Source organism: Amycolatopsis coloradensis (genome assembly GCF_037997115.1).
GTDB lineage: Bacteria > Actinomycetota > Actinomycetes > Mycobacteriales > Pseudonocardiaceae > Amycolatopsis > Amycolatopsis coloradensis_A.
Genome location: NZ_CP150484.1, coordinates 2,151,625 through 2,177,247 on the forward strand (window position 1 = coordinate 2,151,625; position 25,623 = coordinate 2,177,247).

28 protein-coding genes are annotated in these 25,623 nt (G+C 68.9%); 10 read left to right on the forward strand and 18 right to left on the reverse strand.

What is annotated here, in order from left to right:
* Positions 1-66: 66 nt before the first annotated feature.
* Complete coding sequence (locus LCL61_RS10030; protein ID WP_340686582.1) at positions 67-660, reverse strand: TetR/AcrR family transcriptional regulator; 594 nt, start codon at positions 658-660, stop codon at positions 67-69.
* 24 nt (positions 661-684) lie between these two features.
* Positions 685-2,184 (reverse strand): glutamate-cysteine ligase family protein, encoded by a 1,500-nt coding sequence (locus LCL61_RS10035; protein WP_340686583.1) that lies wholly within the window; start codon positions 2,182-2,184, stop codon positions 685-687.
* Positions 2,185-2,400: 216 nt separating this feature from the next.
* On the opposite strand from LCL61_RS10035, the gene LCL61_RS10040 reads away from it, so the two are divergent.
* Together LCL61_RS10040 and LCL61_RS10045 are read left to right on the forward strand one after the other, a co-directional pair.
* Complete coding sequence (locus LCL61_RS10040; protein ID WP_340686584.1) at positions 2,401-3,216, forward strand: RNA methyltransferase; 816 nt, start codon at positions 2,401-2,403, stop codon at positions 3,214-3,216.
* 27 nt (positions 3,217-3,243) lie between these two features.
* Positions 3,244-3,846: a DUF2537 domain-containing protein gene (locus LCL61_RS10045; protein ID WP_340686585.1), complete on the forward strand. Its 603-nt coding sequence runs from the start codon at positions 3,244-3,246 to the stop codon at positions 3,844-3,846.
* Here the strand turns inward: LCL61_RS10045 and LCL61_RS10050 are convergent.
* From LCL61_RS10050 to LCL61_RS10075, 6 genes are read right to left on the reverse strand one after another with little or no spacing between them, the layout of a single operon-like run.
* Positions 3,843-4,187, reverse strand: coding sequence for a YbaB/EbfC family nucleoid-associated protein (locus tag LCL61_RS10050; protein ID WP_340686586.1), 345 nt, complete (start codon positions 4,185-4,187; stop codon positions 3,843-3,845). The genes LCL61_RS10045 and LCL61_RS10050 overlap by 4 nt on opposite strands.
* Positions 4,188-4,189: 2 nt before the next feature.
* A complete protein-coding gene (locus LCL61_RS10055) occupies positions 4,190-4,819 on the reverse strand; it encodes a hypothetical protein (RefSeq protein WP_340686587.1) in 630 nt (209 codons plus the stop codon).
* On the reverse strand, positions 4,810-6,018 hold the full coding sequence (locus LCL61_RS10060; RefSeq protein WP_340686588.1) for a putative T7SS-secreted protein: 1,209 nt from the start codon (positions 6,016-6,018) through the stop codon (positions 4,810-4,812). Before LCL61_RS10060 ends, LCL61_RS10055 begins: the two co-directional genes overlap by 10 nt.
* Positions 6,015-6,467 (reverse strand): hypothetical protein, encoded by a 453-nt coding sequence (locus tag LCL61_RS10065; protein WP_340686589.1) that lies wholly within the window; start codon positions 6,465-6,467, stop codon positions 6,015-6,017. Before LCL61_RS10065 ends, LCL61_RS10060 begins: the two co-directional genes overlap by 4 nt.
* Before the next feature lie 32 nt (positions 6,468-6,499).
* Positions 6,500-7,408, reverse strand: a complete 909-nt coding sequence (locus LCL61_RS10070; RefSeq protein WP_340686590.1) for a hypothetical protein — start codon at positions 7,406-7,408, stop codon at positions 6,500-6,502.
* Positions 7,409-7,420: 12 nt separating this feature from the next.
* Positions 7,421-8,260: a hypothetical protein gene (locus tag LCL61_RS10075; protein ID WP_340686591.1), complete on the reverse strand. Its 840-nt coding sequence runs from the start codon at positions 8,258-8,260 to the stop codon at positions 7,421-7,423.
* Positions 8,261-8,344: 84 nt separating this feature from the next.
* On the opposite strand from LCL61_RS10075, the gene LCL61_RS10080 reads away from it, so the two are divergent.
* Entirely contained in the window at positions 8,345-8,710 is a 366-nt protein-coding gene (locus LCL61_RS10080; protein ID WP_340686592.1) for an MmcQ/YjbR family DNA-binding protein, read from the forward strand.
* 36 nt (positions 8,711-8,746) lie between these two features.
* Here LCL61_RS10080 and sepH read toward each other — a convergent pair whose 3' ends face one another.
* The 4 genes from sepH to LCL61_RS10100 form a co-directional block, all read right to left on the reverse strand.
* Positions 8,747-9,592 carry a septation protein SepH gene (gene sepH, locus LCL61_RS10085; protein ID WP_340686593.1) on the reverse strand — a complete coding sequence of 282 codons (846 nt, stop codon included), beginning with the start codon at positions 9,590-9,592 and terminating at the stop codon, positions 8,747-8,749.
* A gap of 190 nt (positions 9,593-9,782) precedes the next feature.
* Positions 9,783-10,949, reverse strand: a complete 1,167-nt coding sequence (locus LCL61_RS10090) for an ATP-binding protein (RefSeq protein WP_340686594.1) — start codon at positions 10,947-10,949, stop codon at positions 9,783-9,785.
* On the reverse strand, positions 10,946-11,605 hold the full coding sequence (locus LCL61_RS10095; protein ID WP_340686595.1) for a response regulator transcription factor: 660 nt from the start codon (positions 11,603-11,605) through the stop codon (positions 10,946-10,948). Before LCL61_RS10095 ends, LCL61_RS10090 begins: the two co-directional genes overlap by 4 nt.
* 216 nt (positions 11,606-11,821) lie before the next feature.
* Entirely contained in the window at positions 11,822-13,624 is a 1,803-nt protein-coding gene (locus tag LCL61_RS10100; RefSeq protein ID WP_340686596.1) for an alpha-L-fucosidase, read from the reverse strand.
* A 230-nt stretch (positions 13,625-13,854) separates the two neighbouring features.
* Here LCL61_RS10100 and LCL61_RS10105 point away from each other — a divergent pair, with 230 nt between their 5' ends.
* The 5 genes from LCL61_RS10105 (at position 13,855) to LCL61_RS10125 (ending at position 18,692) form a co-directional block, all read left to right on the forward strand.
* Positions 13,855-14,400, forward strand: a complete 546-nt coding sequence (locus LCL61_RS10105) for a hypothetical protein (protein WP_340686597.1) — start codon at positions 13,855-13,857, stop codon at positions 14,398-14,400.
* Positions 14,397-15,497, forward strand: a complete 1,101-nt coding sequence (locus LCL61_RS10110; protein ID WP_340686598.1) for a peptidoglycan-binding protein — start codon at positions 14,397-14,399, stop codon at positions 15,495-15,497. The genes LCL61_RS10105 and LCL61_RS10110 overlap by 4 nt, the downstream gene beginning before the upstream one ends.
* The gene (locus LCL61_RS10115; RefSeq protein ID WP_340686599.1) at positions 15,494-16,180 is read left to right on the forward strand and encodes an ABC transporter ATP-binding protein; all 687 of its coding nucleotides are present in this window, start codon (positions 15,494-15,496) and stop codon (positions 16,178-16,180) included. Before LCL61_RS10110 ends, LCL61_RS10115 begins: the two co-directional genes overlap by 4 nt.
* Entirely contained in the window at positions 16,177-17,391 is a 1,215-nt protein-coding gene (locus LCL61_RS10120) for an ABC transporter permease (protein WP_340686600.1), read from the forward strand. The genes LCL61_RS10115 and LCL61_RS10120 overlap by 4 nt, the downstream gene beginning before the upstream one ends.
* A 116-nt stretch (positions 17,392-17,507) precedes the next feature.
* Entirely contained in the window at positions 17,508-18,692 is a 1,185-nt protein-coding gene (locus tag LCL61_RS10125; RefSeq protein WP_340686601.1) for a glycosyltransferase 87 family protein, read from the forward strand.
* Between the two features lies 1 nt (position 18,693).
* Here LCL61_RS10125 and serC read toward each other — a convergent pair whose 3' ends face one another.
* Positions 18,694-19,821 carry a phosphoserine transaminase gene (gene serC, locus LCL61_RS10130; protein WP_340686602.1) on the reverse strand — a complete coding sequence of 376 codons (1,128 nt, stop codon included), beginning with the start codon at positions 19,819-19,821 and terminating at the stop codon, positions 18,694-18,696.
* Between the two features lie 115 nt (positions 19,822-19,936).
* On the opposite strand from serC, the gene LCL61_RS10135 reads away from it, so the two are divergent.
* On the forward strand, positions 19,937-20,254 hold the full coding sequence (locus LCL61_RS10135; protein WP_192743760.1) for a hypothetical protein: 318 nt from the start codon (positions 19,937-19,939) through the stop codon (positions 20,252-20,254).
* Positions 20,254-20,763: a hypothetical protein gene (locus tag LCL61_RS10140; protein ID WP_340686603.1), complete on the forward strand. Its 510-nt coding sequence runs from the start codon at positions 20,254-20,256 to the stop codon at positions 20,761-20,763. The genes LCL61_RS10135 and LCL61_RS10140 overlap by 1 nt, the downstream gene beginning before the upstream one ends.
* On the opposite strand, the gene LCL61_RS10145 is transcribed toward LCL61_RS10140, so the two are convergent.
* Genes LCL61_RS10145 through LCL61_RS10165 form a run of 5 tightly spaced genes read right to left on the reverse strand, consistent with a single transcriptional unit; the run spans position 20,760 to position 25,524 of the window.
* Entirely contained in the window at positions 20,760-22,106 is a 1,347-nt protein-coding gene (locus LCL61_RS10145; RefSeq protein ID WP_340686604.1) for a serine hydrolase domain-containing protein, read from the reverse strand. The two genes, LCL61_RS10140 and LCL61_RS10145, sit on opposite strands and share 4 nt — an antisense overlap.
* Positions 22,107-22,119: 13 nt before the next feature.
* Entirely contained in the window at positions 22,120-22,740 is a 621-nt protein-coding gene (locus LCL61_RS10150) for a response regulator transcription factor (RefSeq protein WP_340686605.1), read from the reverse strand.
* Positions 22,737-23,891 (reverse strand): sensor histidine kinase, encoded by a 1,155-nt coding sequence (locus LCL61_RS10155; RefSeq protein ID WP_340686606.1) that lies wholly within the window; start codon positions 23,889-23,891, stop codon positions 22,737-22,739. Before LCL61_RS10155 ends, LCL61_RS10150 begins: the two co-directional genes overlap by 4 nt.
* Positions 23,888-24,700, reverse strand: coding sequence for an ABC transporter permease (locus LCL61_RS10160; protein ID WP_340686607.1), 813 nt, complete (start codon positions 24,698-24,700; stop codon positions 23,888-23,890). The genes LCL61_RS10155 and LCL61_RS10160 overlap by 4 nt, the downstream gene beginning before the upstream one ends.
* Positions 24,697-25,524, reverse strand: coding sequence for an ABC transporter ATP-binding protein (locus LCL61_RS10165; RefSeq protein ID WP_425342039.1), 828 nt, complete (start codon positions 25,522-25,524; stop codon positions 24,697-24,699). Before LCL61_RS10165 ends, LCL61_RS10160 begins: the two co-directional genes overlap by 4 nt.
* Positions 25,525-25,623 lie beyond the last annotated feature (99 nt).

The window sequence follows — 25,623 nt, forward strand, 5'->3', positions numbered from 1 at the left end:
GCCTCCAAGCATCGATCTGACATGCTGTCAGAAAGAGCGTAAGGCACAACCGCGGGTTAGGCTACCCTAATTTTCCGGTTTCCCGGTCATCCCGACCGCTCTGAGCACGAAGCGGACGGCTCCCTCGATCGCGTCGTCCAGCCGTTCGGGTGGTACGTCGACGACCTGACGGCTGCCCAGCGCGGCGGTGATCATCGGGATCAGCACGTCGGGGTCCTCGTCCGGCGCCCCCTCGGCGAGGATCTCGCGCAACTGGCCGGTGATGGGGTCGGCGTGCGCGCTGATCCGCCGGTACGCGGCGGGTGCCAGCGCCGACGCGAGCGCCGTCCCCGGCGGCAGGTGGTACTCGGCCAGCACCCGCAGCTGGAGCCGGACGAACGTCGCGAGCTTCTCGACCGGGGTGTCCGCGGTCGCGACGGCCGCCGTCAGCCGTTCGACGTACCGGGTCGCCTCGTCCTCGACGAAGGCGACCAGCAGGCTCTCCTTGTCGGGGAAGTGGTTGTACATCGCCGTGCGGCCGAGGCCCGCTTCGGCGGCGACACCCGCGAGCGTGATCGCGTCGAATCCGCGTTCGTACAGCTGCCCGCGCAGGACGTCGAACACCCTGCTGCGGACCTCGCGCCGGTGCTCCTCAAGCGACCGGCCGATGATCTTGGGCACGAGCCACCTCCCTGGAGGGAGACTCTAAGCCTCCAGCGACCAGGTGTGCACCGGCGTCTCGGTGGCCGACAGCTCCAGATACCGGCCCAGCATCCGGTGCAGCGCGGTCTCCCGCTCGGCGCCGCGCTCCTCCGCGCGCAGGACGTACTCCCGCTGCCATGCCGCGCCGGTCCGCCTGGTGAGGCACCGCTGCTCGATGATGCCCAGGTAGCGCTCTCTCGCCTCGTCCGAAACGTCCGACCGGCGTAGTCCCTCGTGCGCCAGTGGCAGCAGGACCCGCAGCACCAGCTCGTCCGGCGGGATCCAGCCGATCCCCGGCCAGTACAGCTGCGCGTCGAAACCCCGTCGCGCTCCCGCGTACATGTTCTCCTCGGCGGCCTGGAACGACATCTGTGTCCATACTGGACGGTCGGCCTCGGCGAGGGCCCGCTGCGCGCCGTAGAAGAAGGCGGCGTTCGCGACCATGTCGACGACGGTCGGGCCCGCGGGCAGCACGCGGTTCTCCACCCGCAGATGCGGCAGGCCGTCGACGACGTCGTAGACCGGCCGGTTCCAGCGCCAGACGGTGCCGTTGTGCATCCGCAGTTCGGTGAGCTTCGGAGCCTGCCCGGAGTCGAGCGCCTCGATCGGATCCTCGCGGTCGGTCTCGGGAAGCAGGCCGGGGAAATACCGGACGTTCTCCTCGAACAGGTCGAAGATCGACGTGATCCACCGCTCGCCGAACCACACCCTCGGCCGCACGCCCTGGTTCTTCAGTTCTTCGGGCCGGGTGTCCGTGGCCTGCAGGAACAGCGGGATCCGCGTCTCGTGCCAGAGCGCCTTGCCGAGCAGGAACGGCGAATTCGCGCCGACGGCGACCTGGACGCCCGCCAGCGCCTGCGCCGCGTTCCAGTGCGCCGCGAACTCCTCCGGCGCGACCTGCAGATGCAGCTGGACGGAGGTGCAGGCGGCCTCGGGCAGGATGGATTCGGAGTAGCTGCGCAGCCGCTCGGGCTGACGGCCGGGAAGCGGCGCGCCCTCCATCGAAAGCACGGTGCGCTCGCCGCGCGCGGCGAAGATCCGGTCGTTGAGCAGCGAATACCGCGCGTTGTTGGTCAGCCACTTCTGATCGAAGTGTTCGTGCCGCAGCGTCGGGAGGATGCCGATCATCGCCAGGGAAGCGCCGGATTCCTCGGCCTTGCGGGAGGCGGCGCCCAGATACGCGTGGAGGTCGTCCTCCAGTTGCAGCGCGGACTCGCCTGCGAGCGGCCGCGGCGGCACGTTGAGCTCCAGGTTGTGCTGGCCGAGCTCGGTGGTGAACGACGGATCGTTCAGCGCTTCGAGCACCGTCGTGTTCGTCATCGACGGGCGCAGCTGGCCGTCGACGAGGTTGAGTTCGACCTCAAGGCCGATGTTCTTGCGCGGGAAGGAAAAACTTCCGTCGGTGAGCATACGGGCCAAGGTGTCGAGGCAGCGCTGGACCTTCCGGCGATAGCGGCCGCGATCCTGCGGCTCGGAGGGGTCCGCCGAAAGATTCTTACCCATGTTCGTCGAGCTCCTCATTGGCCACGCTCCGCGGGATCCAGGCGGGACTGCCAGGCGGCCCAACGGTTTCACGCCTCGCTGTCGCCCGGCTAGCGGCCAAACTGGTGCTCTCTGTCACGAGTGGTTAACTGACAGCAAAATACCTCCATTCGTACCATTTACCCGCAGGCGATCGGACGCAAACGGCGCGCAGCGGGCGGATGACACACTCTCCTGGTGGCAGAACTGATCACCATCGACGACCGCGAAGATCCGCGGCTCGACGATTTCCGCGACTTGTCCACAGCCGATCGGCGTCCCGATAGGCCGGGTGGGCGTGGCTTTGTGATCGCCGAAGGCACCGTCGTGGTCGAGCGGCTGCTCAAGTCCCGCTATCCGGTCCGCTCCCTGCTCGGAGTGGAACGGCGATTCCACGAACTGGGCGGTGACCTGGACGTCGTCGACGTCCCCGGTTACGTGACTTCCGCCGAGACGATGGCCGACGTGGTCGGATTCCACCTGAACCGGGGCATCCTGGCCGTCGCGGATCGGCCGGTCCCGCCGCCGACGGTCGAAGAGGTCGTCGACGGCGCACGAGTGCTCGCGGTGCTCGAAGGCGTCGGTGACCACGAGAATCTCGGCTCGCTGTTCCGCAACGCGGCCGCGCTCGGCGTCGACGGGGTCCTGCTCGGCGCCGGCTGCTCGGACCCGCTGTACCGGCGCAGCGTCCGGGTCTCGATGGGGCACGTCCTGCGCGTGCCGTTCGCGACAATCGGCTCCTGGCCCGGCGACCTGGAACTGCTGCGGGAACGCGGTTTCCGTATCGCGGCCCTCACTCCTCGTGCGGATTCCGTTTCGCTGCGCCAGTTACGCGACCAGACACCGGAGAAGGTCGCGCTGATGCTGGGAGCGGAAGGCCCCGGCCTGACCGAGGCGGCCATCGCCGCCGCCGACGTCGCGGTCCGGATCCCGATGCCGGAAGGCGTCGATTCGCTGAATGTCGCCACGGCGGGCGCGATCGCGTTCTACGAGACGCGTCCACCGCTATCGTGAGCACCCGAGCGATCACGAGGAGAACCCATGGAATTGCGGATCCGTGAGGGACGCGCGGTGCTGGCCGGTCCTGGCGGTGAAAGCGCGCGCGAGGTGGACCCGCATTCACTCGCGATCGGTTCGGATCTCGCTCAGGCGTTGCACGAATGGGCCAGGGTCGCTTCCGCCGTCGGCGGCTCCGGCACCGAGGCGGCTTCCGTGGTCTCCCAGCGAGGCCGCCAGCTCGCCCAGCGGGTCGCCGCCACGATGGGCACGTCGGTGCGGTTCGTCGATCCCGTCTCCGGCGACGGCGTCCTCATCGACCCGCCCGCCCCGGCACCCCGCAACGAACTCGCGCGGCGGCTCTTCGGCACGCCGGACCCCACCGGGGAACCGACACCCTGGCTGACCGGGCTGACCGTCTCCGCGTTCGCCGCGGCCGTGGTCGTCGTGGCGATGCTGGCACTGGCGAACACCCTCGCGCGTGAGACCAACGGCTGGCTCGCGCTGCTCGCGTCCGCCGTCGTGACCGCCGGGATCACGCCGTCGCTGTGGCTCGCGCGGAGGGTGCCGATCGTGCGCTGGGCCTCCTTCGGCGCGGCCGCGGGGATCGTGATCGCGTGGATCGGCGTGCTGATCGTCGTCTTCTAAAGATCGAAAACGGTGTCGATCGGCTCGTCGTGCTCGTCCTCGGCGGGAGCCGGACGGTTCGGCCGCGGCGCGGGCTCCCCGGTCAGCGCACGCCGGATGGTCGCCGTGATGACGTCACCGAGCGCGCTCGCGCTCGACGCCATCGCCTTGTCAGCGAGCCGGACCTCGCCGATCGCCCCGCCGGGACCGACGGTCACCGTCACCGTGCCGTCGGGGGAAGTCACCTCGGTCATGTCACCGGACGCGGCGAGCGCCTTGGCGTTCTCGGCCTTGCGCGCCTCGATCTCGCGCAGCTGCCAGCGCATTTCCTCGATCAGCTGGGGATTGCTGAGTTCCGCCATGGTCATTCCTCCGTGCTGCCCGGGCGAAGGCTGTGCGCAACGCGGGACGCGGCTTCCGCGACCGCGGGCCACCCTGTCCCGGATTCGGCGGCGACCACCAGCACGGCCAGGAACTCGCCGTCGGGCAGCGGGATCTGGTACTCCACCTTGGCCTGCGTGCGCACGATCTCCGCCGGGCGGCCGGTGAACTCGGGCGGCAGGCGGTACTCGCCCGCCACGACCGCGGCCATCGCCGGGCCGATCGGCAACCGGATCACCCGTGCGTCGGCACGCGGATTCTTCTTCCGGTAGACGTCCAGCAAGGCGTCGGCCACCGCGGTGCGCCGCAGGGTCAGCATCTCCGGATCCGCGTCCGGCCAGCGCAGCACCGCCAGCGACAACGTGGCGAGGTACTCGGGGCCGTCGCCCGCGGCGAACTTGCCGAACACCCGCACGCCGTTCGCCTTCAGCTCAGGTGTGAGTGCCATCAACGCGGCGGCGAAGTCCTCGGTGGACCGCCCGGCATGGGCGGCGGCCTTTTCGCCGACGGCCAGTGCGACTCGCGCGTTCAACGTGTCGTCGCCGGTCACCGGCATCCCGGTGAAGCCGGGCGGGAGGTCGATCCGGAGACCGGTCGCGTTCATCAGCTCCATGCCTTGTCCTCGGCACGCTCTTGGGCGTTCTTCCGATCCTCGGCCGCGCCCTGCTCGATGGCGTTGCCCATGGCCATCGCGGCCAGCGGGGCCCCGCCGAAGATGATCGACGAACCGGCCACCGCCCATTGGGTGCCGTCCTTCGGGATCCAGTAGTTCTTGAAGTCGTCGATCGGTCCTTCGAACTTGTACCCACCGGACACTTCACCGGCGGCGTCGGTCTGCACCTGGACGCCGAGAGTCCCGTACGCGATCCCCTTGATGAGGCCGTCGGGCAGTTCGGGCAGCGAGCCCACCAGTGACGTACCCGCTCCGATGAGATCGAAATAAAGGGTCTCCGGAGCGACGTCGGCACCGGCGAGCTTCGCGGTCGCGTGGCCACCCAGCGCGGCCACGCCGAACCCGGTGGCGACCGCGCCGACGACCGTGTCCGCCGGGGGCGGCAGCAGATCACCGGCGACGCCGAGGGCATTGCCGATATCGCCCATGACGTCGGACACCTTCGACAGCATCTCGGCGTTGTCCTGAACAACGTCCCATGCCGCGTCCACGAGGTCGGCGGTCGTGTTCACGAGGTCGGTGACGACTCCGGTGACCGCGTCGACGACGTCGTCCAGCAGATCGGGCTCGTCGGGAGCGAGCTCTTTCGCCTTCCGGAGCAGGTCCGCGACGCGCGCGGCGGCCGAAGTGTGCTGTTCGAGCAGCTTCTTCGCGGCTTCCTGAATTTCCGTGCAACCGTCGATGGCCGCCTGGAGCTGCCGTCCGGCGTTGTCGAGAAGAGCCTGCGCGATCCGCAAGGACTCCTGGTCGGTGAACGTCCGGTTGGCCAGCGCGAAGTCGGGATTGGCGCGAGCGTGTTCGGCCGCTTGGGCGGCGGCCTTGGCCTGCCGCTCGAGATCGGCTGCTTGGCGCTGCATCTCCCCGAGGTCGTGTGTCCAACCTTCGAGCGCGTACGCGGCCTGCGCCATCGAACGTGCCGCGCCATCCAGGTACTCGGGCAGCGGACCCAAGCGCCGGGAGAAGGCCTCGCTGGCCTCGCCGGTCCAGATTCCCTGCTTCGTGACGATCTGGCGGAGCATGGTGTCGGCCTCCGCGAGGTCACGGCTGACCGCGCGGTACTTCTCGGCCAGATCTCCGACACCTCCGACGTCGCCGGGAGCCGGGTCGAAGCCGAGCGCGGGGTACTGGTTGCCGGTCACCGGCCACCTCCGAGGATGTCGGTGATGCCCCCGGTGTAACCGCCGCCGACCGGGCCGCCGTCATCGCCCAGCGGAAATCGCGGTGAAGGGTCGGGCGTGCCCCCGGGTTTCGGTGTGCCACCGCCCTGCGGGCCCTCGACGGGATCGGGGATCAGCTCCGCGAACTTGTTCAGGTCGCCGCCGAACTCTTCTTCCATCTTCTGGTACTTCTGCTGGGCCTTCTTCAGCCTTTCGGTGACGCCTTCCGCGGCCTCGCCCAGTCTGCCGATGCCGAATTCCCAGGCTTCTTCGAAATCCATTCCGGATTTCGCGAGATCCTCGTGGCCCAGTGTGCCCCACGCGGCGCCACCGGAGAGTTTCTTGTTCGCGTCCGCCATCCGGTCGGCGCCGGTTTCCAGATCGCCGATGAGCTTTCCCAGCTCGGCGATCTTCACCGTGTACCCGCTCATGTACCCCCCTTTGGTACGGCTTGACCGGCAGTTCAGAACCGCCCCGTGTCACCTGTGTCCGACGTTCGCCCGTCCGTTTCCGTTCCCCGGTGTGCCGAAATGTTCCGTCTCACGAATGCCATTCCTTGGAGCCGTCCGTTGTTCTGCCGTACCCAGGCGGTGTAGTAGTAGTCGAAGTACGCGGCGATCTGTGCGACCAGTTCGGGGCTGACGCCGTAGACACCAGGGGCGATCAGGAGTGACGGTGAACCGTTGAACCGGTCGGCCAGCCAAGCCACGCGGTGGCTCCTGGGGGCGGCGCGCGTCCAGAGGAAACTCGCCAGGATCAGGGGAAAGCCGACGCCCACGCTCAACAGGAGCAGCCAAGGACGCTCGGTCATCGCGCCGGCCGCGCAGCCGACGGCGGCCAGGATCATCACGGTCACGACGGTGGCCGTCAGGCAACCCGGCGAACCGATCCGGAGTCCGGTTGTCGTGCGCGGTGGATTCGACGCGCGGGAGAGCAGCAGGATCCGGTCCCCGGAATCCGCGAATTCGGCCATTACGGTCATCTGAGCCTGCCCCGCGAGCTCGACGGCATGCCGTCGGCTGAGCTTCGCGTCCTGCAGGCTGATCCAGACCCGGTCCTTACCGCGGATCTTCTTCATCAGCCATTGACCGCGCGAAGGGGCCGGACTGGGCGCTGGGTAGTCGAAGAGCCGTCCGGGAAAGGAGTCCGGGGCGAACTGGAAGCTGAGGACGTCCGGCCCGGCGGGAGGGACCTCGACGTATCGGCGGTCGTAGGCGGCTTGCCGGATGGTCGCCGGATCCATTCCCCATATGGCGGGGGAGACGTGCACGACGGAGCGTTCATCGAACTGCCGGTACCGCAATGAACCGAGGAGGCAGGCCCACTCGGCCCCGAATTCGACGGGCTGGATCCCTTCCGGCGACAGGTACATCGGCTGCCCTTCCTATACCTGCTTGGCGAACTTCAGGTAGCGGCCGTGCATTCGCGAACCCGTGTGCCCGATCAGGAAATAGCCGTGATGAGCGGCGACCTGAACGGCAAGGGCCTCCGAGATCCCGAACGTGCTCAACGGGAACTGCACACTGTTGCTCCCGTTGAACTCCTTCGCCAGCCAACCGGCCTTGGTCGTACGCGGGAACACGGTGACGATGAAGGAAAGCGGGATCGCGAGGCCGAAGGCCATCACGATGAGAATGGTCACCAGCGGTGTTTCAGGGTCGTAGCCGTTCGAGGCACTGACGATGAACCCGCCGGTGAAACACAGGAAGAAGTTCACGAGTGGCAGGAGCCAGAGGAGGAACGAGTAGCGGAACCGCTTCAGGCCCGCCTGGACGGGAACGGGTCGCCTCGGCGGTCGCGGATCCCGGCTCACCAGAAGTAGCCGGTCGGTGGGGTCGGAAAGGTCGGCGACGACGGTCATTCCTTCGCCGGTGGCGATTTCGGTGATGTGCCGGGTGGAAAGCTTGGCGTGGCGGACGCTGATCCAGACCGCGGCTTTCCCGTCGATCCGGTTACGAAGCCAGCGTTCCCGGTCCTTGCTCGGCCCGGTTTCAGGATGATCGAAAGCGGGGACCGGGGGAAACCGATCCGGCGCGTGCCGGAAACTCAGGCAGCCCTGGAACATCGGCGGGATTTCGACGTAGCCGCGCTCGCGGGCGATCATGCGGATGCTGTCCGGGGCGACCTGCCATTCGACCGGGGAAACGTGTGCGTACGGCGCTCCGGACAGGACTTGGTAGCGCAGTCTCGTGACACGCACTTGCCACGGGTTCTCCCCGGTCATCGAAAACATGATCCCTCCCGTTCCCCGAGAGTAGGGGAGGACGCTCGGTTCCGCGTGAACCGAGCGGCGAGGATACTGAGATCCATGGCCGGAGATCCGCTCGATTCACTCAGACGGCTTTGTCTCGCGCTGCCGGAAGCCTCCGAGCGGCTCAGTCACGGCGAGCCGACCTGGTTCGTGCGCGGCAAGAAGACGTTCGTCATGTACGCGGACCGTCATCACGACGACAAGGTCGCCTTCTGGTGCCCGGCGCCGCCCGGGGCACAGGAGGAACTGGTGGGCGCCGAGCCGGAGCGGTTCTTCCGGCCGCCGTATGTCGGCCATCGGGGGTGGCTCGGGGTACGGCTGGACGTGGACGTCGACTGGACCGAAATCGAGCGGATCGTCGTCGACGCGTATTGCCTCGTGGCGCCGAAATCCCTGATCGCGCAGGTCCCCGGACGCACGTAATGGCCCCTCCACCGGAAGGGGCCACTACGTGCGGATTCAACCTCGTTGTGATCGGACGCCCAGAAGGACGTCTTCCCAGGATGGAACGATGGGGTGGTTCTTCTTCCCCTTCGCCCGTGGAGCGGGTTCGGCCACTTCCTCCGGCTCGTCAGCCGGAAGTGGTGGCTCGGCCTCTTCTTCGGGCTCCGCGATCGGCGCGCCGATCACCTTCGCGACCGGCTCTTCGGGGGCCGAATCGAGGGTGGGCTGGACGACCGCTTCCTTGCCGGGGTCCAGCGCCCGAACCGTGCGCGGGGCGCGGTAGGCGTTGGGGTTGAGCAGGACTTCGGCGTTCTCGTCGAGGGCTTGCACGGTGCCGCCGTGTGCGCCGGGCGCGAACGACCAGTGCGCGCGGTTGTCCGAGCGGCCGGCCTTCCAGCTCAGCACGACGACCCACTTGCCGTCGTCGCCTCGCCAGGAGTCCCAGGTCGCCTGGCTGTAGTCGTGGCCGCGCTGCCCGAAGGAGTGCGCCACGACCTCGCCGAGCGTCTGGACGTCGGGGCCGTCCTCGCGGACCGGATGGGCTCGCTGGGCCAGTTCGGCGGTGCGGGAACGTTCGAGCAGGACGGGGTACGCGAACCGCTCGACGCGCTGCACGGTGACGCCGGCGCTGCTCGCGACCTGCTCCACGGACTCACCGGCCCGGATTCGTGCCTGGATCTCGCGTGGCCGCATTTGGCTCTCCAACTCGATTTCGATCTGGCCGAGGCGGGTGATGTCACCCCTCGCCGCCGCTCGCAGCCTCTCATCCGCGGGGAGCAGGAAGCGCGTGCGGCTCGCCGGGTCTTCGCACACGATGGACTTACCGTCCTCGTGCAGCCCGACCACCCGTAGCGCTCGCATTCTCGCCTCCCCGATTCTTCACCATTGTGGGTGTCCACGTTAAAACGGCGCGTCGCCTTGACGTGTGAGGCGCGCCGATGTCATGTGTCCTGCTCACTATTTTGTTCATGACGGCAAGGGGAATTCTGCGGGAGCGACGGGCGGCTCGTGGCGTGACGCGCCGGACACGCACAGTCACGATCGGGGGAATCTACGGCAGCCGCACCCGGACGACCAGTCCACCGCCGCGGCCACCCGGTTCCGCGCCCGCGGTCCCACCGTGCGCCTTGGCGATGGACCGGACGATCGACAGCCCGAGTCCCGCGTTGCGCGAGTCGCCGGTGCGGTCGCCCGCCAGCCGCCGGAACGGTTCGAACAGCGCGGGCACGGCGTCCAGCGGCACCTGCGGGCCCGTGTTGCGCACCACCAGCGCCGGATCGACGCCGATGTCGACGTGGACCCAGCCGCCCTTGTGGTTGTAGGTGATGGCGTTGTGCACCAGGTTCGTGACCAGCCGCTCCAGCAGCACGGGATCGCCGGACACCGTCCGCGGCCGCAGCCGCGACTCCACCGTGACGCCCGCTTCCTCGGCCATGGCCGACGCCGACCGGATCACCGTCGCCGCGACCTCGTCCAGCCGGACGGGGCCGCGCGCGGCCAGGCCGCGGTCACTGCGGGCGAGCACGAGCAGGCCCTCGATCATCCGTTCGCTGCGTTCATTGGTGTAGATCAGGTGTTCGCCGAGTCTCCGGACCTCGGGGCTCGCGTCGGGATCGGCCATCGCCACCTCGACGAGCGTGCGCTGTACCGCCAGCGGGGTCCGCAGTTCGTGGGAGGCGTTGGCGACGAAGCGTTTCTGGCTGTCGAACGACACGGCGAGCCGGTCGAGCATGCCGTCGAAGGTGTCCGCGAGGTCCTTGAGCTCGTCGTCGGGACCGTCGAGGTCGATACGCCGGTCGAGGTTTTCCACCTCGAGTTTCCTGGCGGTGGAAGTGATCGCGTGCAACGGCCGCAGTACCCGGCTCGCCATCAGCCAGCCGAGCAGTACCGCGAGCGCACCGGCGATCGCCAGCGCCACCAGCGATTGCCACAGCAAGGTCGACAGGACATCCGAGCGGTATTCGGTGATCGAGGTCGCCACCAGTTGCGTGGCCTGGGCGCGCTCGGCCGGGAGGATGCTCGTCGTGTCCATCGGATACGCCCTGGCGACCTCCAATTGGGCCCCGGCGGTCGCTCCGTTCGCGAAGGTGGCCGTGTCCGGCAGGGTCGAGCTCACCAGCAGGTAGTTGACGACGAGCAACGCGAGCCCGACGATCAGGAACGCGCCGCCGTAGAGCGCCGTCAGCTTGGTGCGGACGGAGAGCCGGAGCGGTTTCACGACCCGAACCGGTAACCGGCGCCGGGCACGGTCTCGATCAGCGGCGGCTCACCGAGTTTGCGCCGCAACGTCATCATCGCCACCCGGACGGCGTTCGTGAACGGGTCGGCGTGTTCGTCCCAAGCCTTCTCCAGCAGGTCTTCCGCGCTGACCACGGTCCCTTCGGCGCGCATGAGCACCTCCAGTACCGCGAACTCCTTGGGGGACAAAGGAAGGAACCTGCCGTCGCGCGACGCCTGGTGCCGGGGCAGGTCGAGGACCACGCCGCCGCGCTTCAGCACCGGCGGCAGCGCCGGCCGTGCGCGCCGCGACAGCGCCTGCACCCGCGCGACGAGTTCGGCGAACGCGAACGGTTTCGTCAGGTAGTCGTCGGCGCCGAGGCCAAGCCCGGCGACCCGGTCGTTGACGTCGGCCGCGGCCGTCAGCATGAGGACCCGCGCCTCGCCGCCGGCCCCGATCACCGCGGCGCAGACCTCGTCACCGTGCACGACGGGGAGATCCCGGTCGAGGACGACGACGTCGTAGCCGTGCACTCCGACCCGGTCCAGGGCCTGCGCGCCGTCGTAGCAGACGTCGACGGCCATGGAGAACCGTCGCAGGCCCTCGGCGATCGTGTCCGCCAGCAGCCGCTCGTCTTCCACCACCAGCACTCTCACCTGGCCAGTCTGCCCCGGACGGGGGTAAGCGCGGGATAAGCGCGGCTCAGCCGACCGGGTGGCGTGGGTCGTGAGTGGTCGTCGCCGCTGCCGTGCTCCGTCCTTTGCGGACACACGCATGAGGACGCGGATCCTGGGANCGGGTGGCGTGTGTCGTGAGTGGCGTTTCGGGTCAGAACCCGAAACGCCACTCACGACCCCCTCGCTCCAGAGGGATCAGCCGGCGGGGTGCAGCTGCCGCGCCGGAAGCACCTGCTGAGGGGTGTTCGGGCTGGACCACAGCAGCTTCATCGACGCCTCACCGCCTCGTTCGGTGTGGTCTAGCCGGATCGTGTACGACCGCCCGGCGACCAGGTCAAGTGTCGCTTTGTCGACACTCGGGCCGTGCGGGATGGTGTTGTCGATCAGGAGTTTCCCGTCGACCCACAGTCGCACGGTGTCGTCCGAAACCGTGGTGAACGTGTACTTCCCGGTGTCCCGCGCGGTGACCCGGCCGGTCCAGCGCGACGAGAAGGTCTCCGCCGGGATCTTCGCGTCCGGTGAGCCGGTGAACTTCCAGTTGTGGTTCACGCCCGGCTCGACCCGGCGCACCGTCGGTGTCCCGGTGAAGTCCGCGTTCGGCCAGTACTCGGCGGTCAGCCCCGTCCCGCGGCCGGCGGGCGCCTGAGGCAGCGGATCGACGCTCAGCTCGATGACGGTCGCGACGTCGTTCGTCCGGCCGCCCGACGGCGTGAGTTTCACGCTTCCGGAGGTCTGCTCGACCCGCACGCGCTGACGGCTGCCGAGCACCCGCGCCTCGCGAACCCGGAAAGGTGCCAACGCTTCGAGCGTCAGCGAGCCGCCTGAAGCGGGCCAGTCGAACACCGACGCGTAGAGCTTGTCGCCGCGACGGCTGACGACGCCCCAGCCCGGTTCGGCGACCAGTCCCGGCGCGCCCGCTCCGTAGACGGCGGCGGACTGACCGTTCGTTCGCAGCCACTGGCCCATCTGCTTCAGCCGGTCGATGGATTCCTGCGGTACGCGGCCGTTGCGGTCGGGCCCGACATTGAGCAGGAAATTGCCGCTGCGGCCGGCGATCGAGAGCAGCTTCCTGGTCAGATCCGCCGAGGACTTCCAGTTATGGTCCCAATCGGTGTATCCCCAGCTGCCGTTGAGGGTCATGCACGACTCCCACAGCTGCCCGTCGACCGGTTTATCCGGGATCTCCTGTTCGGGCGTCCCCGTGTCGCCGTCGACCACCCGGCGTTTGCCGACGCGGTTGTTGACCACAATGGACGGATCGAGGCCGCGGACGTAGGCCTCCAGTTCCTCGCCGTCCCTTTCCGTCCACGGGTTGTTGGGCCGGTCGGTGCTCCATTCGCCGTCGAACCACAACACCGCCGGATGGTAGTTGTCGACGAGTTCCTTGAGCTGGGCGTACATCCGTTCCTTGTACTTCGGGAACGTCGCGGGATCGGGGAAGTCCGGGTCGTGCCAATCCCAGATCGAGTAGTAGAAGCCGAGTTTGACGTCGCGCGCGGCCGTCGCGCGTTTCAGTTCGGCGAGGATGTCGCGCTTCTTGTCGAACGCCGAATGGTCGCGGAGGTTGAACTTGTTGACCTTCGTCGGCCACATCGCGTAGCCCTCGTGGTGTTTCGACGTGATCACCACGTACTTCTGTCCCGCGTCCTTCGCCGACTGCGCGATGGCGTTCGCGTCGAACCCGGCGGGGTTGAACTTCGCGGCGATCTGCTCGTATTCGGCACGCGGGATCTGGCAGGTCCGCTGGATCCACTCCGCGTCCTGGCAGACGCTTCCGTCGGGACGGGTGTACTTCCCTTGCAGCTGGGAGTACGCGCCGAAGTGGATGAACTGGCCGAAGCGGTCGTCGCGCCACCAGCGCGTCCGCTCGGCGGTGAACGGGTCGTCGTAGGCGTGGTCGGACGGGAGTGGTGCGGCTTCCGCGGCGGGCACGACGCCCAGTGCGGTGGTCGCGATGACGAGGGCCGCCAGGGCCCGGAGTGGCTTGCGGCGATTCATGCACTCCTCCTCGCTGAGGTGTGGACGCTGGGGACTCTAAGAAGCAAGAGGTCGGATGTGAACCCCTGGAAGTCTCACGGGACGCCTAGTTCACCCGTAAAGACGGAAGATAGATCCGATCTCTGTTCCGCTGACTGGGACGGTAAGCGCGGCATAAGCGACTTCGCTTACCGCGCCGGAATCGCCGGCTCCGTAGAAATCGGTGCGCCAAGACGACCGAAGGAGCAGCGATGCGGAAACGACCGATGGCGGCACTGATCGCCGGAGCGGTCCTCGCGCTGGTGGCCGGCTGTGGCGGTGGCGGGGACGGCGGCGACAAGGTCGCCTCGATCTCTTCCCCGCCCGCCGCCGGAGCGGGCGACGGGAAGCAGGCGGACAACGTGTCCGACGAGGACAAGATCCGCAACTACCGGAAATGCATGCGCGAGCACGGGATCGAGATGCCGGAACCCAAGCCCGACGGCAGCGGGCAGGACACCGTCACCTTCGACGCGCGTGACATGCCGGACGAGAAGAAGATGAACGCCGCGAGCGAGGCGTGCAAAAAGCTGCTGCCGAACGGCGGCGAAATCAAGCCGCCCACGCCCGAAGAGCTCGACAAGATGCGCAAGGAAGCGAAGTGCATGCGCGAGCACGGCATCGACTTCCCGGACCCCCAGCCCGGCGGCCAGGGTGGCGCCATCGCGATGGACGCCGGTGGCGACCCCAAGAAGTTCGAAGAAGCGGCGAAGGCCTGCGGTCTCGGCATGACCATGAGGGCGGCCCCGGCGAAATGAGCGAACACGAAGGACCCGGCGGCGCACGGCGGTCGCGCCGGGCGCGCTGGTTCATCATCGCGGCGGTCCTCGTCGTCGTGGCCGGGACGATGTCCGTGGTCGTGCTGACCAGGGTCACGTCCGAGGCCCAGCAGGTCGGGCAGGCGCCACCGCCGGTCGAGACCGCGAAAGTCGAGAAGACCGACCTGCAAGAGGAGGAAGAGGCGAACGGAACTCTGGGCTACGGCGCGGAAAACGCCCTCGCCGGCCGGAAACAGGGCACCGTCACCTCCCTTCCGGACACGGGGGTGGTGTACACCCGGGGAAAGACCGTGTACGGCGTCGACGCCAAACCTGTTCCGCTGTTCTACGGCACGTTGCCGTTCTTCCGTGACCTCGCGGACGGGGCCGCGGACGGCCCGGACGTCAAGCAGCTGGAAGAGAACCTGAAGGCGCTCGGTTTCGGCGGTTTCGGCACCCCGGACAAGAAGTTCACCTCGGCGACCGCCGCCGCGCTCAAGAAGTGGCAGAAGTCGCTGGGCTTGGAGCAGACCGGCGCGTTCGGACAGGGCGACGTCGTCCTCGCCCCCGGCGAGATCCGGGTTTCGCAGGTCGCCGCGCAGCTCGGCGGCCCCGGCGGCGGCGAACTCCTGAAGTACACCGGCACCGAGCGCCTCGTCGAGGTCAAGCTCGACGCCGCCAAACAGGCCATCGCGAAGGAAGGTGACAAGGTCGGGGTCGACATCACCGGCGGCAAGAACACGACCGGCGTGATCACCGAGGTCGGCAAGGTCGCGGAGACCGGCAAGGACGGCGCCGGGCAGGACGACGGCAAGCCGAAGATCAAGGTGAAGATCAAGCTGGACGATCCGGCCGCGGCGGGGTCGCTCGATTCGACGCCCGTCTCGGTGCGCTTCACCAAGGAAGTCCACAGTGGAGTGTTGGCGGTTCCGGTCGGAGCGCTGCTCGCGCTCGCCGAGGGTGGATACGCCGTCGAGGTCGACGAAGGCGGAAATCGGCGCCTCATCGCGGTGAAAACGGGTCTGTTCAGCAACGGCCGCGTCGAAATCAGCGGTACCGGCCTCGCCGCCGGGATGCGGGTGGTGACCACCTCATGACCCCGGTGCTGGACGTGCGCGGTGCCTCGCGCACCTATCCCGGCGGGGTCCGGGCGCTGCACGAGGTATCACTGTCCATTGAGGACAAGGAGATGGTCGCCATCGTCGGCCCGTCCGGCTCCGGCAAGTCGACGCTGCTGCAGCTGATGGGCACGCTCGACCGGCCGACCAGCGGCGTCATCGAACTGCGCGGGCACGACGTGGCGAAACTGCCCGACCGCAAGCTTTCCGCGTTGCGATCACGATGGATCGGATTCGTGTTCCAGCAGTTCTTCCTCAGCGAGGGGGTGAGCGCGGTCGACAACGTCGCGACGGGGCTGCTGTACGCGGGCGTGCCGCGGCGGAAACGGCACGAGCGGGCGCTGGCCGCGCTCGACCGGGTCGGTCTCGCGCATCGGGCGGGCCACTTCCCGAACGAGCTCTCCGGCGGGGAACGGCAGCGGGTGGCGATCGCGCGGGCGGTCGTCAACTCGCCGTCGATCCTGCTGGCCGACGAGCCGACCGGGAACCTCGACACGGGCAACGGCGCGGCGATCCTCAACCTGCTCGCCACGCTGAGCTCGCAGGGGACGACGGTCGTGATCATCACGCACGACCGGGAGATCGCGGCGGGTATCCCGCGGCGGATCGAGTTGCGGGACGGCCGGATCCGGCTCGACACCGGGACGGGGGTGCTGGTGTGAGCGCACCCGTCGCCGACAAGACGCCGGATCCGGCCAGGCTCGGCCCGCGTGACGTGCTGAACCTCGGCGCGCACGGGATGCGGACGCGGCCGATGCGGGCGGTGCTGTCCGCGCTCGGCATCGGGATCGGGATCGCCGCGATGGTGGCGGTGCTCGCGATCCCGGCGTCGGGCGCGAAGGCGTTGCAAGACCAGTTGGCCGCGCTCGGCACGAACCTGCTTTCGGCTGGCCCGGGCAAGACGATGTTCGGCGGCGACGCGACGCTGCCGGACAGCGCGGTGCCGATGGCGAAGCGGATCGCCCCGGTGACGGCGGCGTCCGCGACCGGCACCACCGACGGGACGGTGCGGCGTACGGACAAGATCGCCAAGGACGAGACGTCCGGCCTTTCCGTCTACGCGGCGACGCCGGACCTCCTCGACGTCATCGGCGGTGCCGTCCGCACCGGGCGGTTCCTCCGTGACGCGACCCGCGACTACCCGGTCACCGTGCTGGGTTCGGTCGCGGCCGCGCGGCTCGGGATCGACCACATCGATCCGGCCAAGCCGCCCCAGGTGTTCATCGGCGGCCAATGGTTCACCGTGGGCGGCATTCTCGGGCCGACGCCGCTGGCGCCCGAGATCGAGCGGTCGGCGCTGGTCGGCTGGGACGTCGCCAAGCGACTCCTCGGCTTCGAGGGGCATCCGACCACCGTGTACGTGCGGGCGAAGGATTCGCAGGTCGAGAACGTGCGTTCGGTGCTCGCGCAGACGATGAACCCGGAGGCGCCGAACGAGGTCGAGGTGCGCCGTCCGTCGGAGGCGCTGGAGGCGCAGAAGCTGACGGAGAACACCTACAGCGCGCTGTTCCTCGGGCTGGGCGGGGTGGCGCTGCTGGTCGGTGGCGTCGGGGTGGCCAACACGATGGTGATCTCGGTGCTGGAGCGGCGCCGGGAGATCGGCCTCCGTCGCGCGCTCGGCGCGACGAAACGGCAGGTGAGAGGCCAGTTCCTGGCCGAGTCGGTGCTGTTGTCCGGGCTCGGCGGGATCGCCGGGGTCCTGGTCGGCGTGCTGGTGACGGCCGGGTACGCGCTGAGCCAGGGCTGGCCGGCGGTGCTCCCCGTCGGCGCCCTGCTCGGCGGGGTCGGCGTCTCGGCTCTGGTCGGTGCCGTCGCCGGTGCCTATCCGGCGATGCGCGCGGCACGGCTGCCGCCCACCCAGGCCCTCGCCTAGCTCGCGGGGGCTGAAGGGAACTTTCCCCGCATGAGACGCGGGGAAAGTTCCCTTCACCGCGTCTCATGCGGGCATGGTCCCCTTCAGCCCCCGCCAACGGTGGGTAATCTCGCCGGGTGCTGGTGGGATTGTCGGGGCGGAAACTCGCGGGGGCGTTGATCGCGCTCGAAGCCGTCGTGGTCGGCGTGCTGTTCACGCTCAAGGTGTTCGACGGCCAGGACCTCGAGGTCTACATCGGCGGCGCGCGGCTGCTCGTCGACTCCGGCGACCCGTACGGCGCGTGGGTGCAGACGCACGGCGGCTGGCTGCCCTTCACCTACACACCGTTCGCGGCGGCGGTGTTCCTGCCCGGCACGCTGTTGTCCGCCGCGCTGGCCACGAGACTGGTCGGGCTCGCGTCGATCATCGCGGGCGGCATCGTCGTCTATCTCTTCGTCGCGACACTCAACGGTTCGCTCACCGACCGTGCGAACGTCCGTGGTCGCGCCATCGCCGTCCTGGCGGCGATCGGGGCCCAGGCCGTCGGCGGCGTCATGGAGCCGGTCCGCTCGACGCTCGGCTTCGGCCAGGTCAACACGCTGCTGATGCTGATCGTCGTCCTCGACGCGCTCCTGCCGGGCCGCGCCCGCACGAAGGGACTGCTGATCGGCGTCGCCGCGGCCATCAAGCTGACCCCGGCCTTCTTCATCCTGTTCTTCCTGTTCCGCAAGGACTTCCGCTCGTCCGCGCGGGTCGTGGCCGGGTTCCTCGGCGCGGGCGCGCTGATGTTCCTGGCCGCGCCGGGCGCGTCCGCGAAGTTCTGGACGAACATCCTCTTCGACACCGGCCGCATCGGCGATCGCGGCTATGTCGGCAACCAGTCGCTGCGCGGGATGCTCGCGCGCTTCGGGCTCGGCTCGGCGGAAGACATCGTCTGGGTGCTGGCCTCGATCGCCGTGGTCGCGCTGACCGCGTTCGTGATCGTGCGCGTCGCGGAACCGGTGCTCGCGCTGACCGCGTGCGCTGTCGGCGGGCTGCTGGTGTCGCCGGTGTCCTGGACGCACCACTGGATCTGGTGCGTGCCGATCCTCGCGCTGCTGATCTGGGCGCGCTCGGTCGCCTCGTACACGCTCGCGGCCGTGACGGTGGCGCTGTTCGTGATCGCGCCGATGTGGCTCGCGCCGCGGCCCGCCGGGAACTTCGGCTGGTGGCTGGCGACGGAGTCCTATGTGCTGTACGGCCTTCTCCTACTGGTGCTTAAATCCGTGAAGGCCTCCTTCCCTACGCTCAGGGTAGGGAAGGAGGCCTTCACGGACAGCTAGCTCAGCCCAGGCGCTCGACGACGTACTCGATGCTCTGGGTCAGCTTCGTGATGTCGTCCGGGTCGATGGCCGGGAACAGGCCGACGCGCAGCTGGTTGCGGCCGAGCTTCCGGTACGGCTCGGTGTCGACGATCCCGTTGGCGCGCAGCACCTTCGCCACCGCGGCGGCGTCCACCTCGTCGGCGAAGTCGATGGTGCCGACGACCTGCGAGCGCAGCGAGGGGTCGCTGACGAACGGCGTCGTGTAGCTGGTCTTCTCGGCCCACTCGTACAGCCGGGTCGACGAGTCGCGCGTGCGCGAGGTGGTCCACTCGAGACCACCGTTCGAGTTCATCCACTCGATCTGGTCGGCCAGCAGGAACAGCGTCGACACCGCCGGGGTGTTGTACGTCTGGTCCTTGCGGGAGTTGTCGAGCGCCGTGGTCAGCGACAGGAACTCGGGGATCCAGCGGTCGCTCGCGCCGATCTCGCCGATGCGCTCGACCGCGGCCGGCGAGGCCAGTGCGATCCAGAGGCCACCGTCGGAGGCGAAGGACTTCTGGGGCGCGAAGTAGTAGACGTCGAAGTCCTCGGCCTTGACCGGCAGGCCGCCCGCGCCGGAGGTGGCGTCGATGGCGACGAGGGCGCCTTCACTGCCTTCGGGGCGGCGCACGGGCACCGCGACACCGGTCGAGGTCTCGTTGTGCGCCCAGCCGACCAGGTCGGCGCCTGCCTCGTAGGCGATCTCGGGCGCGCCGCCCGGGTCGGCCTTGACGACGATCGGGTCGGCGAGGAACGGGGCGCCCTTGGTCACCGTGGCGAACTTCGAGGAGAACTCGCCGTAGGTGAAGTGCTGCGCACGTTCCCGCACGAGCCCGAACGCCGCGGCGTCCCAGAATGCGGTCGTCCCGCCGTTGCCGAGGACCACTTCGTAGCCTTCGGGCAGGGAGAACAATTCGGACAGACCTGCACGCACGCGGCCGACGAGGGACTTCACCGGCTTCTGACGGTGCGAGGTGCCGAGGTAGGTGGCACCGGATTTCGCCAGGTTGGCGAGCTGCTCGTCACGGACCTTGGACGGTCCGCAGCCGAAGCGGCCATCGGCAGGCTTAAGGTCCGCGGGGAGGGTCAACTCAGGTGCGTCGGTCATGTGCCCAGTCTCTCAGGTCGGGACGACCCTGCTGATAGTCGGTGTCGCGTGTCCGATATGTGAGATCGGCGGACCGGCTCCCACCGGCGCCGACCGCCGGGTAGCTTCTCGCCTCATGGCGACAGTGCACGAGCGGTTCCCCGTTCCCCCCGAGGCGTTGTGGCAGGCCCTCCCCAACGGGGTCGACGCGGTCAAGGGCCAAGTCCCCTATTACGACGCCGCGGCCGGATACGTCACCTTCTCGACCAAGCTCGGCTTCTTCAGCTATGGGCAGACGGTCACCGTGAAGGTGGAGCGGACGACGGAGGGCTCCGGGCTGGCGATCCAGACGAGCCTCAAGTTCGGCTTCGTCGACTGGGGCGAGGGCAAGCGCATCGCCCGCAAGTTCATCGCGGCCGTCGGCGCGGCGGTCGGGCACACCCCGGCGGCCTGATGCCCGAACCGTGGAGACCCAGATGGGGTTTCCTGTTCCTGTACTTCCTCGTCTTCGTCGTCCACGCGATCTTCGCCGATTGGGACGAGACGGCGGCGATCGGCGCACCGCTCGGTTTCGTGGCGACGCTCGTGCTCGTGTTCGTTCCCGGCCTGCCGCGCTGGGTGCACGGAGACGGGCCTGGGGAGATCTCTTCGCCGAAGACCCGTCAGTGGTGGACGGCGTTGCGGTTCACGATCCGGCGCCGTGAAGGTGTCCTCGACGTGGTGTTCGGGCCATGGGCGCTGGCCACCGCCACGCTGGATCCGGACGCGGACACCGCGCGCGGATGGGCCGTCCTCGACGGCAGCCCGGCGAAGTTCGTCATCGAGCGATGCCCCGGCGAACTCGCCGAGTCGCTGCGCGGACCGCGCCGGATGTGGGTCGTCGGCGACGCCCACTACGGCGATGTCCTGGTGTGCGCCGACGGCGGCCGCGAATTCACGACCGCCGCCTTCCGCTTCCGTTAGCGCCAGCCCTCGGGGTCGACGCCGCCCGGGATGGGCGCGGCCGGGTCGAACGGGGTCCGCGAGAAGATGAACGTCGCGAGGTCGAGGTGGTTCGGCTTGCCCGCCGAGTCCCGCCCGACCCGCAGCGTTTCGCCCGCGTAGTAGGCGTCGAGTCCGACCCAGGTGTCCTCGCCCACCGGCGCGAAGCGTGAAGCGCGGCCGGGGCCGTCGGCCGGCGCGAGGGAGAACAGGCCGCCCGGAAGCAGTCGCAGGTGGTACGGCGTCGGGCCCCAGTGCCACAACCCCGTCAGCTCCAGCAGCTTCGGGTCCACAGTGGACGGTTGCCATTCGGCGGGCATCGACGGCTCGTGCTGTTCGGTCAGCTTCATCAGGTCGAGGCAGAGCTGCGTGATCCCGACGCCCGCCGTCGAGTTCGTCAGCACGAGCGCGCCGATGCCGGCGTTCGCGTCGACCAGCGAGCAGGCGAGGAACCCCGGCATCGACCCGGTGTGCCCGGCCAGCCGCCTGCCCTCCGTGCGGATCAGCATGACGCCGAGGCCGAATCCGGTGGTCCAGGCGTCGCCGTCGTCCACGGTGACCATTTCGCGCATCTCCGCGACGGTCTGCTCGCTGAGCACGCCGCCGGTGTGACCGCCGAGGAACGACGTCCAGCGGGCGAGGTCGGTGATCGTCGACCACAGCTGCCCGGCCGGGGCCATCGCACCCGCGTCCGGAGACGGTTCCGGCATGAGGAGATCGGCGAAGGGGTGCACGGCGAATCCGCTCGCGTGCGCGCCTTCGGGGTGCGGCGACGTCCTGGTCATGCCGAGCGGGCGGAGGATCTCGGCGCGGATGACGTCGAGCCAGGACTGCCCGCGGTGCCGGGCGACCAGCTCGCCGAGCACGCCGTATCCGACGTTGCTGTAGTGGAACTTGCTGCCCGGGCGCAGCCGCGTCGCGCCGTCCTTGAGGCTCTCGACGAGCGCGTCCCAGTCGGCGCCGACCGTGCGCTCCCACCAGGAGCCGGGCGATTCCGCGGTCAGGCCGGAGGTGTGCGACAGCAGCTGCGCGATGGTGGCCGAGCCGAACGCGGTGCCCGGCAGGTGCTGCTCCAGCGGGTCGTTGAGGTCGAGCTTGCCTTCGTCGCGCAGCCGCATGACGGCCGTCGCGACGAGTGTCTTGGTGATCGAGCCGAGCCGGTACTGCGTGTCGGCGCCGGGTGTCTCGCCGTCGACACGTCCGCGCCCTCCGGACCAGGCGAGTTCGCCGTCACGGACGACGGCGGCGACGATGGACGGGGCGCGGCACGAGGATTGCTCGTGCGCGAGGCGGCGCAGCAGCGCCAATTCGGTCGAGGCAAGCATGGGACGCATTCTGCTACCCGAGCAGGCCCAGTCGCATAGCGGTGGTCACCGCGGCCGTGCGGTCCGAAACGTCCAGTTTGCCGAACACGCGCAGCAGGTGGGTCTTGACGGTCGCCTCGCTGATGTGGAGCGCCCTGCCGATGTCGGCGTTCGTGCTTCCCCGCGCCACCAGCCGGAGTACTTCGATCTCGCGCGCCGACAGCGGCGACGTCGTCGGGTTGCGTACCCGGTTCACCAGCTTCCCGGCCACCGAAGGCGCCAACACCGTCTCGCCGCGTGACGCCGCACGGATCGCACTGGCGAGCTCCGCGCGCGAAGCGTCCTTCAGCAGATACCCGGAGGCACCCGCTTCGACAGCGCGCAGGATGTCCGCGTCCGTCTCGTAGGTGGTGAGCACGACGACCCGCTGGCCCGGCCGGTCGGCGAGGATCTTCCGCGTCGCGCCGACGCCGTCGAGACCGGGCATCCGCAGATCCATCAGGATCACGTCCGGCTGCTTGACCCGGCTCAGCGCGACGGCCTCGTCGCCGGAACCCGCTTCCCCGACGACGCTCAGATCCGGCTCGGCCTCCAGCATGCCGCGCAGGCCTTCCCGCACCACGGGGTGATCGTCGACCAGCATGATCGTGATCACGCGGGCACCTCCAGTTCCAGCGTCGTCCCCGCACCGGGTTCGCTCTCGAGTGTCACGATGCCACCGACCTGATCGGTGCGCGCCCGCATCCCCGCCAGGCCGAAGCCACCGGTGGGCGCGGCGGGATCGAATCCGGTGCCGTCGTCGGTCACGGTGAGCCGGACTTGTCCGTCCACAACGGACAGGCGTAGCGAGACCGCGGTGGCGTGTGAGTGCTTGCGGATGTTGCTCAGCGCCTCCTGCGCGCCTCGCAGCAGGACGACTTCGGTGGCCATCGGGAGCGCGGGCAGCGGGCCGTCGACGTCGACCGACGCCTCGATCCCGGTCTCCTCGGTCAGCCGTTCCACCTGACGGCGCAGCGCTTCCTCCAGTGAAGCGGCGGCGAGCGCCGATGGCCCCTGCGCCGCGACCATCGCCCGCGCCTCCGCCAGGTTCTCCCGCGCCGTCCGGGCGGCGAGCTCCAGGTGACGGCGGGCGGCTGTCGGGTCAGTGTCCATTTCGGACTCGATCGCCTGGGCGAGCGTGACGATGCTGGTGAACCCCTGCGCGAGCGTGTCGTGGATCTCGCGGGCCATGCGCTCGCGTTCGGCGGCCGTCCCCGCCTCGCGCGAGAGCCGGGCAACCTCCGCCTGGCTGGCTTCAAGCTGGTCGATCAGTGCGGCCCGGCCTTTGCTCTGCTCGATGATCTGGGTGGTGTAGCGGCCGGCGAGGAGGCTGAAGATGATCAGGATCGCCGTCATCGGCAGCAGGACCGGCTGTTCGCCGAGCCCGCCCCGGACGAGCAGGGACACCGGGCTCGACAGCACCGCCGCCGTGGTGAGGATCGACGCGGCCTTCGTCGGCATCGTCATGTACAGCACGGGGCAGGCGAGGAAGAGGATGAAGCTCGAGTTGCCCGCGGCGAAAATGGCACCCGTCGTGAAGAGCATCATCACCCCGGCGAACAACCACGGTGTGTGGTCGTAGTCCGGGCCTTTGATGAGGCGGCGTCCCCGGATCAGGTAGGTCGCGCCGAGCGCTGTCAGGCACAGGAGCGCGACCGTTTTGCCCGTCGTCGCACCGTCTTCGAGGAGCACCAAGGCCGTCGTCGCGACGAAGGTGACCCCGAACAGGACCTCCCAGAGCCAGTAGAACCGCTCCCAGGCGTTCACTTGCCTTCGTTCGACCAGCGGAACGTCAGCTTCGCCAGCAGCAGCCCCGCGGCGCACCAGGCCGTCAGCACCAGCGCCACCATCGGAAGTTCCCATGTCCCCGCCATTTCCTGGGTCGCGGCTTCGGACGGCAGGAACACCGAGCGGAAGCCCTGGCAGATCCACTTCACCGGAAAGAACGAAGCGATGTCGACCATAACCCCCGGCAGCGCGGTGATCGGCGTGACGAACACCCCGGAGATGAACTGCAGCGCGATGTAGATCAGGTTGGTCACCGCGACCGCGCCGCTGACCGTCCTGGTGACGGATCCGAGCGCGATCCCCAGCAACGTGCAGCTGGTGATGCCGAGGAGGAAGACCCACAGCGCGGTCAGCAGTTTCGCCGGGTCGCTCGGCAGTTCCAGGTCGAACAGCAGGCTGCCCACGATCGACATCAGCACCACCTGCGCGATGCTGGTGAAGCCGACGAGGATGATCTTGCCGACGAAGTAGGACGTGGCGGGCATCGGCGTGCCGCGCAACCGTTTCAGCGCGCCGAGCTCGCGATCGGACGCGAGGTTGATCCCGATGTTGGTGAAGGAAGTCGAGACGATGCCGGAGCCGATCATGCCCGCGGCCAGCACCTGACCGGTGGTGATCACCATGCCGGGCATCGAGGAGTTCAGCATCGAGCCGAGCAGGATCATCAGCAGTGACGGGAACGCGAAGGTGAAGATCACCTGCTCCCGGATGCGGAAGAACTGTTTGATCTCCGCGGCGCCTCTGACGAGGCCGAGCGAGAAGGTGCCCGGGAGGGCCAGCGTGCTCATCGGGCTTCTCCGATCAGGTCGAGGTAGGTCTCTTCGAGGGTGGGGCGGTGGACGGTCAGCTCCGACGGCTCGCGGCCGTCGGAGGAGAGCTCGCGGATCAGCTTGGCCGGGAAGTGGGTGCGCTCCTGATGGCTGCCGCGCTCGTCGGCCCAGCGGACGGTGGCCTCCGCGGTCGCGCGGCCACCGAGCGTCCGCGGCGTCCCCTCGGCGACGATCTCTCCGCGGGTGATGACCGCGACGCGGCCGGCCAGCGCCTCGGCCTCGTCCAGATAGTGGGTGGTGAGCAGGATCGTGGTGCCTTCGCGGGCGAGACTCCTGATCAGCTCCCAGAACTGGCGCCGGGCCGCCGGATCGAACCCCGTCGTGGGCTCGTCGAGGAATACCAGCTCGGGCCTGCCGATGATCCCGAGCGCGACATCCACACGGCGCCTTTGCCCGCCGGAAAGGCTCTTGACGCGGGCGCCCGCCTTCTCGGTCAGTCCGACCTGCTCGATCACTTCTTCGGTGTCACGGGGATACGGGTAGTAGCGGGAGAAATGCCGGACCGTCTCGGCGACCGTGAGCTCGGCGGCGTCGTTGGCCGTCTGCAACACGATCCCCAGCCTCGCCCGCCAAGCCCGGCCCGCGGTGCCGGGATCCTCGCCGAGCACGTCGACCTCGCCCGACGTCCGCCCGCGGTGCCCCTCCAGGATCTCGACCGTCGTCGTCTTGCCCGCCCCGTTGGGGCCGAGGAGTGCGAAGACCTCGCCCTGCTCGATGTCGAGGTCGATCCCTCCGACGGCCGTGTGGCCCGGGTACTCCTTGCGCAGACCGCGCACTCTCACTGCCGTTTTCATACCTCGATCGTGCTGTGCGGGACCGGGGTCCCGGGACATCCGCAGGACTGAACCTGGCTGTCAACCGATCGATGGACACCGGTGTCA